The sequence below is a fragment of the Streptomyces sp. STAM6 genome (assembly GCF_054963715.1).
On sequence record NZ_JBUEFZ010000003.1, the window covers coordinates 418,801 to 431,556 of the forward strand.

A 12,756-nucleotide genomic window follows, 5' to 3' on the forward strand; every position below is an offset into this window, starting at 1 on the left:
CCGTAGGAAGAGGTACGACAGACATGTCCAAGCACACGCTCTCCGTCCTGGTGGAGAACACGCCCGGCATCCTCGCCCGGATCGCCGCCCTGTTCTCCCGCCGCGGCTTCAACATCGACTCGCTCGCCGTCGGTGTCACCGAGCACCCCGACATCTCCCGCATCACCATCGTGGTCAATGTCGAGGACCTGCCGCTGGAGCAGGTGACCAAGCAGCTCAACAAGCTGGTCAACGTCCTGAAGATCGTCGAACTCGAGCCCAGCGCCGCGATCCAGCGCGAGCTCGTGCTGGTGAAGGTCCGCGCCGACAACGAGACCCGCTCCCAGATCGTCGAGATCGTCCAGCTGTTTCGCGCCAAGACCGTGGACGTCTCGCCCGAGGCGGTCACGATCGAAGCCACCGGTTCGAGTGACAAGCTCGACGCCATGCTGAAGATGCTGGAGCAGTTCGGCATCAAGGAGCTCGTCCAGTCCGGCACGATCGCCATAGGGCGTGGTGCCCGGTCCATCACGGACCGTTCGCTGCGTGCCCTGGACCGTTCCGCGTAGCCGGACGGCGACGCGATCCGGCCGGGCGGCCGTTCCGCGGAGCGAGACCCCCCAACTTCCTCATCCCCTCCCACCGTACGGTGGGACGCAACACCAGCACACATAGGAGAGACCCAGTGGCCGAGCTGTTCTACGACGACGACGCCGACCTGTCCATCATCCAGGGCCGCAAGGTCGCGGTGATCGGTTACGGCAGCCAGGGCCACGCCCACGCGCTGTCGCTCCGTGACTCGGGTGTCGACGTCCGCGTCGGTCTGCACGAGGGCTCCAAGTCCAAGGCGAAGGCCGAGGAGCAGGGCCTGCGCGTGGTCACGCCGGCGGAGGCCGCCGCCGAGGCCGACGTGATCATGGTTCTGATCCCGGACCCGATCCAGGCGAAGGTCTACGAGGAGTCCATCAAGGACAACCTGAAGGACGGCAACGCGCTGTTCTTCGCCCACGGCTTCAACATCCGCTTCGGCTTCATCAAGCCCCCGGCCGGTGTCGACGTCGCCCTGGTCGCCCCGAAGGGCCCGGGCCACCTGGTCCGCCGCCAGTACGAGGAGGGCCGCGGCGTCCCGGCGATCGCCGCCGTCGAGCAGGACGCCACCGGCGAGGCCTTCAAGCTGGCGCTGTCGTACGCCAAGGCCATCGGCGGCACCCGCGCGGGCGTCATCAAGACGACCTTCACCGAGGAGACCGAGACCGACCTGTTCGGCGAGCAGGCCGTGCTGTGCGGCGGCGCCAGCGCCCTGGTCAAGGCGGGCTTCGAGACCCTGGTCGAGGCCGGCTACCAGCCGGAGATCGCGTACTTCGAGTGCCTCCACGAGCTGAAGCTGATCGTGGACCTGATGTACGAGGGCGGCCTGGAGAAGATGCGCTGGTCGGTCTCCGAGACCGCCGAGTGGGGCGACTACATCACGGGCCCGCGCATCATCACCGACCAGACCAAGGCCGAGATGAAGAAGGTCCTCGCCGAGATCCAGGACGGCACGTTCGCCAAGAACTGGATGGAGGAGTACCACGGCGGTCTGAAGAAGTACGACGAGTACAAGACGCAGGACTCCGAGCACCTGCTGGAGACCACCGGCAAGGAGCTGCGCAAGCTCATGAGCTGGGTGGACAGCGAGGAGGCGTAAGCCCTCCGCGGGGCGGGTCCGGACATTCGTCCGGGCCCGCCCCGCGCGTTGGACACCCAGTCCAACCACGGAAGGGTGATCCTTCCGCCATGGCGGAAAAGATGTGCCCCACCCCCACTACACTTCTGAATACATACGCGTCAGGCCCACAGCGTCGTGCGTCTTCCACGCGGCAAGCCCCCTCCACCGCCTGCGGCCGTCGGGACGGCCGTCCGCACTGGACTTGTGAGGACTCACGTGAGCTCGAAACCTGTCGTACTCATCGCTGAAGAGCTGTCGCCCGCCACCGTCGACGCGCTGGGGCCGGACTTCGAGATCCGGCACTGCAACGGCGCCGACCGCGACGAGCTGCTGCCCGCCGTCGCCGATGTGGACGCCATCCTCGTCCGTTCCGCCACCAAGGTCGACGCCGAGGCCATCGCGGCGGCGAACAAGCTGAAGGTCGTCGCCCGCGCCGGTGTGGGTCTCGACAATGTCGACGTCTCCGCCGCCACCAAGGCCGGCGTGATGGTCGTCAACGCGCCGACGTCCAACATCGTGACCGCCGCCGAGCTCGCCTGCGGTCTGCTGATCGCCACCGCGCGGAACATCCCGCAGGCCAACACGGCGCTGAAGAACGGCGAGTGGAAGCGCAGCAAGTACACGGGCGTCGAGCTCAGTGAGAAGACCCTCGGTGTCGTCGGCCTCGGCCGCATCGGCGTCCTGGTCGCCCAGCGCATGTCGGCCTTCGGTATGAAGATCGTGGCGTACGACCCCTACGTCCAGCCGGCCCGTGCCGCGCAGATGGGCGTCAAGCTGCTCTCCCTGGACGAGCTGCTGGAGGTCTCCGACTTCATCACCGTGCACCTCCCGAAGACCCCCGAGACGCTCGGCCTGATCGGCGACGAGGCGCTGCACAAGGTCAAGCCGACCGTCCGCATCGTCAACGCCGCGCGCGGCGGGATCGTGGACGAGGCGGCGCTGTTCTCCGCTCTCAAGGAAGGCCGGGTCGCCGGCGCGGGTCTGGACGTGTACGCCAAGGAGCCCTGCACGGACTCCCCGCTGTTCGAGCTCGACCAGGTCGTCTGCACCCCGCACCTCGGCGCGTCCACGGACGAGGCCCAGGAGAAGGCGGGTATCGCCGTCGCCCGCTCGGTGCGCCTCGCGCTCGCCGGTGAGCTGGTCCCGGACGCGGTCAACGTCCAGGGCGGCGTCATCGCCGAGGACGTCAAGCCGGGTCTGCCGCTCGCCGAGCGCCTCGGCCGGATCTTCACCGCGCTGGCGGGCGAGGTCGCGGTCCGTCTCGACGTCGAGGTGTACGGCGAGATCACCCAGCACGACGTCAAGGTGCTCGAACTCTCCGCGCTCAAGGGCGTGTTCGAGGACGTCGTCGACGAGACCGTGTCGTACGTCAACGCCCCGCTGTTCGCGCAGGAGCGCGGTGTCGAGGTGCGCCTGACCACGAGCAGCGAGTCGCCCGACCACCGCAATGTGGTCACCGTGCGCGGCACGCTCTCGGGCGGCGAGGAGGTCTCGGTCTCCGGCACCCTGGCCGGCCCCAAGCATCTTCAGAAGATCGTCGCCGTCGGTGACTACGACGTGGACCTCGCGCTCGCCGAGCACATGGTCGTCCTGCGGTACGAGGACCGTCCCGGTGTCGTCGGCACCGTCGGCCGCATCCTCGGTGAGGCCGGTCTGAACATCGCCGGTATGCAGGTGGCCCGTTCGGAGGAGGGCGGCGAGGCGCTCGCCGTCCTGACCGTGGACGACACGGTTCCGGCGCCGGTCCTGGCGGAGCTCGCCGAGGAGGTCGGCGCGACGTCGGTCCGCTCGGTCAACCTCACGGACTGACACGCCCGGCACACCCCCGGCACACACACGCTCGTACCCGGCATTCAGACATGCGTCTTACACGGACGTATGAATGCCGGGTACGCTGCGTTCATGGGACACCGCGAAGATCTGCTGGAAGGCGCCAAGCGCTGCCTGCTGGAGAAGGGGTACGCCCGGACGACCGCGCGGGACATCGTCGCCGCCTCCGGCACCAATCTGGCCTCCATCGGCTACCACTACGGCTCCAAGGAGGCCCTCCTCAACCAGGCGTTCCTGGCCGTGACGGAGGAGTGGGGGAACGCCGTCGGCCCGGCCGGGCCGGGCGGTGACGGAGCGGAGCCGCCGGCCGACCCGTACGAGAGGTTCCACCGGGTCTGGGAACAGGTCATCGCGACCGCGGAGGAGAGCCGGCCGCTGTGGAAGCTCCAGCTGGAGGTGGTGACCCGGCTGGAGAACGACGAGAAGCTCCGTGAGGCGATCAAGGAGCCGCAGCGCGAGGGGCGTCTCGGCATGGCCCAGGCCCTGCTGGGCCTCGACCCGGCGGCCGACCCGGAGAAGGCCCGGGTGGCCGGACTGCTCTGCCAGGCGCTGGTGGTGGGCGTGATGATCCAGTGGATGGTCGACCCGGAGAGCGCGCCGTCCGCCGACGACCTAACGGCGGGCCTCAGGGCGCTGATGGGCGACGAAACACCCTGACGGTCACCGGGTGCGCCGGAGCCGCGCGCCCTTCAGGGCCATGTGCAGCAGCAGCCGGTCCTCACCCTCGTCCAGGTCCAGGCCGGTGAGCTGTTCGACGCGCGACAGCCGGTAGTACAGGGTCTGGCGGTGGATGCCCAGGTTCGCGGCGGTGCGCCCCGCCTGGCCCGCGCTGTCGAGGAACACCTCGGCGGTCCTGGCCAGTTCCGAGTGGGCCGGGGCGAGCAGCGGACGGACGGCCGCATCCTGGTCGGGGCCCGCGGGGAGCGCCGTGAGCAGCCGGTACGGACCGATCGACGACCACGGGGCCAGTGGCCCGAGCCGGGGCTCGGCGGCGGCCGCGCGGGCCGCCGACACCGCCTCCCGCCAGGCGGCGCCGAGGTCGGCCAGGCCGGTACGCGGGTCCGCGATCCCCGCGACGGGCAGGCCGGTGCCCTTTCCGGCCGTACCCGGGCCCGCGGCGCCGGAGACCGCCGGTCCCGGGGCGGCAGGAGTGCCCGGCGCCAGCGCCGCGTCACGCAGACGGCTCGCCGCGGTGAGGGCAGGGGCCGGGCTGTCCGCCGAGCGCAGCCGGATCAGGGCGGCCAGCGCGTGCGGGCCGGCCGCGCCCGGCGTGTCCGACGGGGCCGGCCCATCGCCCGGGGCCCCGGAGGGCGCCTGAGTCGTCCACGGCACCGTGCACAGGGCGGCCGCCCCCGGAGCCGTACGGACCGAGGGGCTGTCGCCGCCCGGCCAGGGGGCGACGCACACCAGGGCGTGCAGCCCGTCCGCACCCGGGCCCAGCGCGGTGCGCAGCGGGGCCAGCGCCATGTCGTACTGCCAGCCGCGCTCGGCGGTCAGGACCGCGCGCAGCTCACGGGAGAGGTCAGCGCCCGCCCGCTCCTCGTCGGCGAGCAGCGCTCCGATCCGGGCCGCCACCTCCATGGCCGCCGTCAGCCGGTCGGGGGAGGGGCCCGGGTCGGCGTCGAGGAGCCAGACGTACCCGAGGACGACGCCCCGGTGGCGTACGGGCAGACAGATCCGGTCGCGGTAGACGCCCGCGTCGGGGGCGGCCGGGATGCGGACCGGGCCGGTGGCCCGGGTGATCCCGAACCCCTCGAACCAGGCACGGACCGCCGGGGTGGACGTGCGGGTCAGGATCGAGCGGGTCCGGACCGGGTCCATGGCGGTGTCGTCATCGCTGTCGTGGGCGCCGAAGGCGATCAGTCCGAAGTCCCGGTTCTCCAGCGTCGCGGGGGCGCCGAGCAGCGCCGAGATCTCGTCGACCAGGTCCTGGTAATCGCCCTTCACCCGGCCATTCTCGCACCGACCCGGCCGCGCTTCAGACAGATGTCTGAGATGGGGGGCACGGATGCGTGACAGCTGTCGATGGCCGACGATCGGAGCGATCCTTAGGTTTCACGGTGGTTCTCCGTGCCGTTCCCGATTCGTTCGGATCCGGCCCCCTTCAACCCCTTGTTCCGTGGAGGTGCCCCGTGCTGGGTCCCGTGATCCTCGCAGCGTCGCGCAGCGACCGGATGCGACGCTTTGTCTCTGCCGCGCCGGGCACCAAGCAGGTCGTCGCCCGGTTCATCGCCGGAGAGACCGTCCAGCAGGTCGTGCCGATCGTGAAGGACGCCATCGGCAAGGGCCTGGAGGTCACCCTGGACGTCGTGGGCGAGGACATCACCACGCGCGAGCAGTCCTTCGCCGCGCGGGACGCCTACCTGGAGCTGATCGAGCACCTCGAGGGGCTGGGCTTCGGTGAGAAGGCCGAGATGTCGGTCAAGCTGTCGATGTTCGGCCAAGCGCTGGAGGGCGGCCACGAGCTGGCGCTCGCCAATGTCCGCCCGGTCGTCGAGGCCGCGGCCAGGATCGGCACCACGGTCACACTGGACGCGGAGGACCACACCACCCTCGACTCGATGTTCGCCATCCACGAGGAGCTGCGGAAGGACTTCCCGCAGACCGGCTGCGTGATCCAGGCGTACCTGTTCCGCACCGAGGAGGACGCCCGCCGCCTCGCCGCGAACGGCAGCCGGGTCCGCATCGTGAAGGGCGCGTACAAGGAGCCCTCCTCCGTCGCCCTCCAGGACAAGGCCGAGATCGACAAGGCCTACGTCCGCGTCCTGAAGATCCTGATGGAGGGCGAGGGCTACCCGATGATCGGGTCCCACGACCCTCGGCTCATCGCCGTCACCCAGGAGCTCGCCCGCCGCGCGGGGCGCAAACTGGACGAGTACGAGTTCCAGATGCTGTACGGGATCCGCAGCGACGAGCACGTGCGGCTCGCCGCCGAGGGCCACCGGATGCGGGTCTACACCGCCTACGGCACCGACTGGTACGGGTACTTCATGCGCCGCCTCGCGGAGAAGCCGGCCAACCTGCTCTTCTTCGCCCGCTCCATCCTCACCAAGGGCTGAGCAACCCGCCTCCCCCGACCCCCCTAAGGAGATACGGAACTCATGGACGCTGTGACCCAGGTCCCCGCCCCGGTCAACGAGCCGGTGCACGGCTACGCCCCCGGTTCGGCCGAGCGCGCCCGTCTGGAGGCCAAGCTCAAGGAGCTGGCCGAGAACCCCATCGACCTGCCGATGACCATCGGTGGCGTCAAGCGCATGGGCGGCGGTGAGGAGTTCAAGGTCGTCCAGCCGCACAACCACCAGGCCGTCATCGGCACGTTCCGCGGTGCCACGCAGGCGGACGCGCAGGACGCCATCGACGCGGCCCTGGCCGCCGCCCCGGCCTGGCGCGCGATGTCCTTCGACGACCGTGCCGCGATCATCCTGCGGGCCGCCGAGCTGCTGGCGGGCCCGTGGCGCGAGACGTTGGCCGCCTCCACCATGCTCGGCCAGTCCAAGACCGCCCAGCAGGCCGAGATCGACACCCCGTGCGAGCTTGTCGACTTCTGGCGCTTCAACGTCAAGTACGCCCGTGACCTGCTCGCCGAGCAGCCTCCGGCGAACTCCCCGGGCGTGTGGAACCGCCTGGACCACCGCCCGCTGGAGGGCTTCGTCTACGCGATCACGCCGTTCAACTTCACGGCCATCGCGGGCAACCTGCCGACCGCCCCCGCCCTGATGGGCAACGTGGTGGTGTGGAAGCCGTCCCCGACGCAGACCCACGCCGCCGTGCTGCTCATGGAGCTGCTGGAGGAGGCCGGCCTGCCCAAGGGCGTCATCAACCTGGTGACGGGCGACGGCATCGCCGTCTCCGAGGTGGCCCTGAACCACCCGGACCTCGCCGGTATCCACTTCACCGGCTCGACCAAGACCTTCCAGCACCTGTGGAAGACGGTCGGCAACAACATCGAGAAGTACCGCTCCTACCCGCGCATCGTCGGCGAGACGGGCGGCAAGGACTTCGTCGTCGCGCACCCGAGCGCCGACCGTGCCGTCCTGAAGACCGCGCTGACCCGCGGCTCCTTCGAGTTCCAGGGCCAGAAGTGCTCGGCCACCTCGCGCGCCTACATCCCGGCGTCGATCTGGAACTCCGGCTTCAAGGAGGAGTTCGCGGCCGAGGTCGACGGCATCCGGATGGGTGACGTCACCGACCTGACCAACTTCATCGGCGCCGTCATCGACGAGCGGGCCTTCGCCAAGGTCAAGGCCGCGATCGACCGCGCCAAGGAGGACCCGGCCTGCACGATCGTCGCCGGCGGCACCTACGACGACTCGGTCGGCTACTTCATCCGCCCCACCGTCGTCGAGTGCACGGACGCCGAGAACGAGGTCTTCACGACCGAGTACTTCGGCCCGTTCCTGGCCGTCCACGTCTACGAGGACGACAAGTACGACGAGATGCTGGAGCAGATGGAGTCGGTGTCTGCGTACGCGCTGACCGGCTCGGTCATCGCCAATGACCGTGCCGCCGCCGCTCACACGATGGAGAAGCTGCGGTACGCCGCGGGCAACTTCTACATCAACGACAAGTCGACCGGCGCCGTCGTCGGCCAGCAGCCCTTCGGCGGCGGCCGTGCCTCCGGCACCAACGACAAGGCCGGTGCGCCGCAGAACCTGATGCGCTGGACGCTGACCCGCGCCATCAAGGAGACGCTGGTGCCGCCGACCGAGTACGGCTACCCGCACATGGGCTGACGCCCCCGGCCTCCCGGCCCCCTCCGCACCGCCCCCCTCCGGCCCCCACGCCGGTCGGGGGCGGTATTCATGCACGGCCGCGCACGCCCCTTGTGTCCTAGTGGTGTACATGACAAATTCATTCACCGGTACGTCCCCACACGTCACCGATGAAGGAGACCCCTGTCATGAGACGCACAACCCGTGCGCGCACAGGCCTGTCCATCCTGCTCGTCGCCGGATCCCTCGGCTTCGGCGCCACCCCTGCCGGAGCCGCCGGCTCGACCGATCTCCACGCCCTCGACTCCGCCGTCGAGCGGCAGCTCGGCGCCGACAGCGCCGGCACCTACCTGGACGCCGGAACCGGCCAACTGATCGTCACCGTCACCACCGAAGCGGCCGCCGAGCGAGCCCGTGCCGCAGGGGCCACACCGCGGCTCGTCGAGCGCAGTGCCGCCCAGCTGGACGCCGCCACGGCCGCGCTGGAATCCCGGGCGAAGATCCCCGGCACCTCCTGGGGCCTGGACCCGCGCACCAACCAGATCGCCGTCGAGGCCGACCAATCCGTCTCGGCCCGCGACATGGCGCGGCTGCGCAGGGTCGCCGCCTCCCTGGGCGGGGCCGTCCGCATCACCCGCGTCCCCGGCACCCTCACCCGCGAGGTCGCCGGCGGCGACGCCATCCACGGCGGCGGCTACCGCTGCTCGGCCGCCTTCAACGTCCAGAAGGGCTCGACCAAGTACTTCCTCACGGCCGGCCACTGCACCAACGCGGCCGCCACCTGGTCGGCGACCTCCGGCGGGGCGCAGATCGGCGTGCGCGAGGGCACGAGCTTCCCGACCAACGACTACGGGATCGTGCGGTACACCAACACCGCCGGCACGCCCGGCAGTGTCAATCTGTACAACGGCGGCTTCCAGGACATCTCTTCCGCCGCCGACGCCGTCGTCGGCCAGGCCATCCGCAAGAGCGGCTCCACCACCAAGGTGACCAGCGGCACCGTCACGGCCGTGAACGTCACCGTCAACTACAGCGACGGCCCGGTCTACGGCATGGTCCGGACGACCGCCTGCTCGGCCGGCGGGGACAGCGGCGGGGCCCACTTCGCCGGCTCCGTCGCCCTCGGCATCCACTCCGGCAGCTCCGGTTGCACGGGCACCAACGGCTCGGCCATCCACCAGCCGGTACGGGAGGCGCTGAGCGCCTACGGCGTCAGCGTCTACTGACAGGAAAATCCGGCCCGGTCCTGCCCGTGTGTGACGAGGTCACCGAGGTGATCGGCGCGCCACGGGCAGGAACCGTCTCGAAGGGACGTGTTTGTGCGGGTGTTGACCGGTTACACGCCCGCCATGGCAGAGACGAAGAGGACCCAGACAGGTACGACGACGAAGGAACGCGCCCGGGACGCCGCCGAGTCCGCGAAGGACACCGGCAAGTCGGCCGCCGAGTCCGCCAAGGACACCGGCAAGTCGGCCGCCGAATCCGCGAGGGGCGCCGGCGCGGCGGGTGCCGCGAAGGCCAGGGTCGCGGTCGGCGCCGTCCGGCGGACCGCCACCAAGGCCGCCGGCGCCACCGCGGGCAAGGCGGGCATCGTGTGGACGCTGTTCAAGGCCCGCAAGGCCATCGTGGCCGGCGCGGGCGCCGGTGTCGCGTCCGCCGTGGCCGGCTCCTACGCACTCGGCCGCCGCGCGGGGCTGCGGCAGCGCGGTCCGCTCTCCCGCCTCAGCGGCGGCCGGCTCTGAGCGTGCCGGCACGGGCGCGCGTCCGCCCACCCGGCCACCGGCCCGTGCCCGCCGCCTGAGACAGTGGGTGGTATGACCGACTCGCTGCGCACCGCTCACACCTATGAGCTGACATCTGGCGAACTCACCGCGATCCGCGCCCTGTTGGACGCCGCCTTCGACGGCGACTTCGGCGACGAGGACTGGGACCACGGCCTCGGCGGTGTCCATGCCTTCATCGAGGACGACGAGGGCATCGCCGCGCACGGCAGTGTGATCATGCGCCGTGTGGTGCACGCCGGCCGGGCGTACCGGGTCGGCTATGTGGAGGCCGTCGCGGTGCGCTCCGACCGCCGCAGGCAGGGTCTAGGCGGCCGGGTCATGGCCGCCCTGGAGGAAGTCGTCGACGGGGCGTACGCGTTCGGCGCGCTGTCCGCCTCCGACGACGGCGCCGAGCTCTATCGGGCGCGCGGCTGGCAGCTGTGGAACGGCCGGGTGGAGACGTACGGCCCCGATGGCGTGGAGCACCTCCCGGACGAGGAGGACAGCACGTATCTGCGCCCGGCGTCCGGCAGGCCGCTGCCGGCGGCCGACGCCGGGGCGCTGCTGTTCGACTGGCGCGACGGCGACGTGCTGTAGGCCGGGTCCGCCAAGTCCCGTCCGGCCGGCGGAAGGCCGGCACCGGGCCCGCCCCGCCGGCGGGCCCGGTGCCACTTCGCGGGCAACGGGCACTCCCCGGAGCGGCGGTGGTCTCAGTCGCGGGCGACCAGCATCTTCCCGGTGTTCTCACCGCGCAGCATGCCCAGGAAGGCGTCCACGATCCGCTCGAAGCCGGCCACCACCGTCTCGTCGGGCCGTACCCGCCCGGACCGCAGGTGCGGCACCAGGAAGTCCTCGAACTCCTCCTGCAGGTCCCCGTGGTTGCGCACCATCACGCCTTCCAGGCGCAGTGACTTCGCCACGATGTCGAAGAGGTTGCGCGGTGCGGCCGGTGCCCCGGCGCTGTTGTACTGCGCCACCGCGCCCACCCACGCGATCCGCCCGAACTCCCTCAGGGCGCCGATCGCGCCCGCCAGGTGCTCGCCGCCGACGTTGTCGACGTACGCGTCGATGCCGTCGGGCGCCGCCGCGGCCAGCAGCTCGCCCACCGGGCCGTCGTGGTAGTCGAAGGCCGCGTCGAAGCCGATGTGTTCGGTCAGGTGTCTGACCTTGGCGGCCGAGCCGGCGCTGCCGATCAGCCGTCCGGCGCCCAGCAGCCGGGCGATGCGGCCGGCCGCCGTACCGACACCGCCCGCCGCCGCCGAGACGAACAGGTCCTCGCCCCGCTGGAGCCGCAGGGTGCGAGTGAGCGCGGCGTACGCCGTGAGCCCCGTGCCGCCGAGCAGCGAGAGGTGGGCGGAGAGCGGCACGCCGTCGTGGCGGCGCAGCTTGCGGGCACCGTCCCGGCCCGGCGTCACCAGGGCGTGGGTGCGCCAGCCGAGGCGGTGGAACACCAGGTCGCCCTCGGCGAGGCCGGGGTGGCGGGTGGCGGTGACCCGGCCGATCGTGCGGCCCTCCATCGGGGCGTTCAGGGCCCACAGCTCGTCGGAGTCCATGGCTTCCCGGTGGTAGGGGTCCACGGACCACAGGAGGTTCTCGACGAGGGCCGTGCCCGGGGCGGGTTCGGGGACCGGGCCCTCCACGAAGGCGAAGTGGTCGGGGGTGGGGAAGCCGTCGGGGCGGGCGATCTGGCGCACGGTGATGCTGTTCATGCCGGGACCGTACGAGCGCGGGTGCCCGGCCGGGCAGTAGGTTCCGTCGATGGAACGGCCGTCATCCATGAACGGCTCTCATAGAAGGAGAACAGGTGCCCGATCTGGCGCCCAAGGAGCTGCGCGTGCTCGTCGCCGTGGAGCGGGAGCGGGGGTTCTCGGCCGCGGCCGTGGCGCTCGGCATGACGCAGTCCGCCGTCTCGCACTCGGTCCGCGGCACCGAACGCAAGCTCGGCGCGGTCCTCTTCGACCGGGGCCGGCAGGGCGCCCGGCCGACGGCCGCCGGCGAGCGGGCGGTGGCCCACGCCCGGCGGGTGCTGCGGCTGCTGGACGTGATGGGCGCGGAAGTGCGGGGCGCGGCCGGGGGGACGGCCGGGGGGACGTTGCGGATCGCGGCCTTCCGGAGTGCGGCGCTGTATCTGCTGCCGCCGGTCCTGGAGCGGCTGGTGCGCCGTCACCCCGGTGTCGAGCCGCAGGTGCGGATCGTCCGGGAGGTGGGCCCCGGCACGGCGGGCGAGGTGCTGGAGGGCCGGGCCGACGTCGGTATCGCCACGATCGGCACGTCTTCGCCGGTGCCGGCCGAGCTGGTCGGGGGAGTGCTGTTCGAGGAGGGATACGCCCTCGTGCACCCGGCCGGCCTGCCGCGGGCTCCCGGTCCCGCTCGTGGAGGGGACGCCTCCGGCTCGCCGCGGTCGCTGCCTCTCGTCGACTGGCCGGAGAACTGCACCTCGTACACCCGCGCATGGTGGGCGCGGCAGGACTGGCTGCCCCCGGCCACGGTCGAGGCGGAGGACGACGGAGCGGTGCTCTCGATGGTGAGCAGTGGTTTCGGCATGGCGGTCATGCCGAGCCTCTCGCTCACCGGAGCACCGCCCTCGGTCGAGATCACCGATCTCGGACCGGAGCGCCCGACGCGTTCCGTGGGCTATGTGACCACCCCCGAGCTGGCGCGGGCCGTCTCCGTCCGGGCGCTGATCCGCGAACTTCGTCATGCTTTGCCGCCGTCGGGCCCCGGCTCCGTCTCAGATAGTAGGAAGTCCGAGTAATTGTGGAGA

The 12,756-nt window shown here is 71.2% G+C and carries 12 protein-coding genes; 10 read left to right on the forward strand and 2 right to left on the reverse strand.

Annotated elements, in window-relative coordinates:
- Positions 1 to 23: 23 nt before the first annotated feature.
- From ilvN to ACY34K_RS06625, 4 genes are all read left to right on the forward strand, one after another.
- Positions 24 to 548, forward strand: a complete 525-nt coding sequence (ilvN, locus tag ACY34K_RS06610) for an acetolactate synthase small subunit (RefSeq protein ID WP_019889675.1) — start codon at positions 24 to 26, stop codon at positions 546 to 548.
- Positions 549 to 664: 116 nt separating this feature from the next.
- Positions 665 to 1,666, forward strand: coding sequence for a ketol-acid reductoisomerase (gene ilvC / locus ACY34K_RS06615; protein ID WP_462744689.1), 1,002 nt, complete (start codon positions 665 to 667; stop codon positions 1,664 to 1,666).
- A gap of 237 nt (positions 1,667 to 1,903) precedes the next feature.
- Positions 1,904 to 3,496, forward strand: a complete 1,593-nt coding sequence (serA, locus tag ACY34K_RS06620; protein ID WP_462744691.1) for a phosphoglycerate dehydrogenase — start codon at positions 1,904 to 1,906, stop codon at positions 3,494 to 3,496.
- A 93-nt stretch (positions 3,497 to 3,589) separates the two neighbouring features.
- Entirely contained in the window at positions 3,590 to 4,174 is a 585-nt protein-coding gene (locus ACY34K_RS06625; protein WP_462744693.1) for a TetR/AcrR family transcriptional regulator, read from the forward strand.
- Positions 4,175 to 4,177: 3 nt separating this feature from the next.
- On the opposite strand, the gene ACY34K_RS06630 is transcribed toward ACY34K_RS06625, so the two are convergent.
- Positions 4,178 to 5,464 (reverse strand): PucR family transcriptional regulator, encoded by a 1,287-nt coding sequence (locus ACY34K_RS06630; RefSeq protein ID WP_462744695.1) that lies wholly within the window; start codon positions 5,462 to 5,464, stop codon positions 4,178 to 4,180.
- A 185-nt stretch (positions 5,465 to 5,649) separates the two neighbouring features.
- Here ACY34K_RS06630 and ACY34K_RS06635 point away from each other — a divergent pair, with 185 nt between their 5' ends.
- From ACY34K_RS06635 to ACY34K_RS06655, 5 genes are all read left to right on the forward strand, one after another.
- A complete protein-coding gene (locus ACY34K_RS06635; protein ID WP_462744697.1) occupies positions 5,650 to 6,576 on the forward strand; it encodes a proline dehydrogenase family protein in 927 nt (308 codons plus the stop codon).
- A 42-nt stretch (positions 6,577 to 6,618) separates the two neighbouring features.
- Positions 6,619 to 8,250, forward strand: a complete 1,632-nt coding sequence (gene pruA, locus ACY34K_RS06640) for an L-glutamate gamma-semialdehyde dehydrogenase (RefSeq protein WP_462744699.1) — start codon at positions 6,619 to 6,621, stop codon at positions 8,248 to 8,250.
- A 167-nt stretch (positions 8,251 to 8,417) separates the two neighbouring features.
- Positions 8,418 to 9,455, forward strand: a complete 1,038-nt coding sequence (locus ACY34K_RS06645) for a S1 family peptidase (RefSeq protein ID WP_462744701.1) — start codon at positions 8,418 to 8,420, stop codon at positions 9,453 to 9,455.
- Positions 9,456 to 9,578: 123 nt separating this feature from the next.
- On the forward strand, positions 9,579 to 9,971 hold the full coding sequence (locus ACY34K_RS06650; RefSeq protein ID WP_462744703.1) for a hypothetical protein: 393 nt from the start codon (positions 9,579 to 9,581) through the stop codon (positions 9,969 to 9,971).
- A gap of 72 nt (positions 9,972 to 10,043) precedes the next feature.
- Positions 10,044 to 10,589, forward strand: coding sequence for a GNAT family N-acetyltransferase (locus ACY34K_RS06655; RefSeq protein WP_462744705.1), 546 nt, complete (start codon positions 10,044 to 10,046; stop codon positions 10,587 to 10,589).
- 113 nt (positions 10,590 to 10,702) lie between these two features.
- Here ACY34K_RS06655 and ACY34K_RS06660 read toward each other — a convergent pair whose 3' ends face one another.
- Positions 10,703 to 11,701 carry an NADP-dependent oxidoreductase gene (locus ACY34K_RS06660; RefSeq protein WP_462744707.1) on the reverse strand — a complete coding sequence of 333 codons (999 nt, stop codon included), beginning with the start codon at positions 11,699 to 11,701 and terminating at the stop codon, positions 10,703 to 10,705.
- A 95-nt stretch (positions 11,702 to 11,796) separates the two neighbouring features.
- On the opposite strand from ACY34K_RS06660, the gene ACY34K_RS06665 reads away from it, so the two are divergent.
- Complete coding sequence (locus ACY34K_RS06665; protein WP_462744709.1) at positions 11,797 to 12,747, forward strand: LysR family transcriptional regulator; 951 nt, start codon at positions 11,797 to 11,799, stop codon at positions 12,745 to 12,747.
- The last annotated feature ends 9 nt before the right edge of the window (positions 12,748 to 12,756 follow it).

Coding starts and splice junctions, on each gene's coding strand:
- ACY34K_RS06650 (WP_462744703.1), top strand. CDS start 9,579: ATGGCAGAGACGAAGAGGACCCAGACAGGTACGACGACGAAGGAACGC.
- ACY34K_RS06645 (WP_462744701.1), top strand. CDS start 8,418: ATGAGACGCACAACCCGTGCGCGCACAGGCCTGTCCATCCTGCTCGTC.
- pruA (WP_462744699.1), top strand. CDS start 6,619: ATGGACGCTGTGACCCAGGTCCCCGCCCCGGTCAACGAGCCGGTGCAC.
- ilvN (WP_019889675.1), top strand. CDS start 24: ATGTCCAAGCACACGCTCTCCGTCCTGGTGGAGAACACGCCCGGCATC.
- ACY34K_RS06655 (WP_462744705.1), top strand. CDS start 10,044: ATGACCGACTCGCTGCGCACCGCTCACACCTATGAGCTGACATCTGGC.
- ACY34K_RS06625 (WP_462744693.1), top strand. CDS start 3,590: ATGGGACACCGCGAAGATCTGCTGGAAGGCGCCAAGCGCTGCCTGCTG.
- ACY34K_RS06660 (WP_462744707.1), bottom strand. CDS start 11,701: ATGAACAGCATCACCGTGCGCCAGATCGCCCGCCCCGACGGCTTCCCC.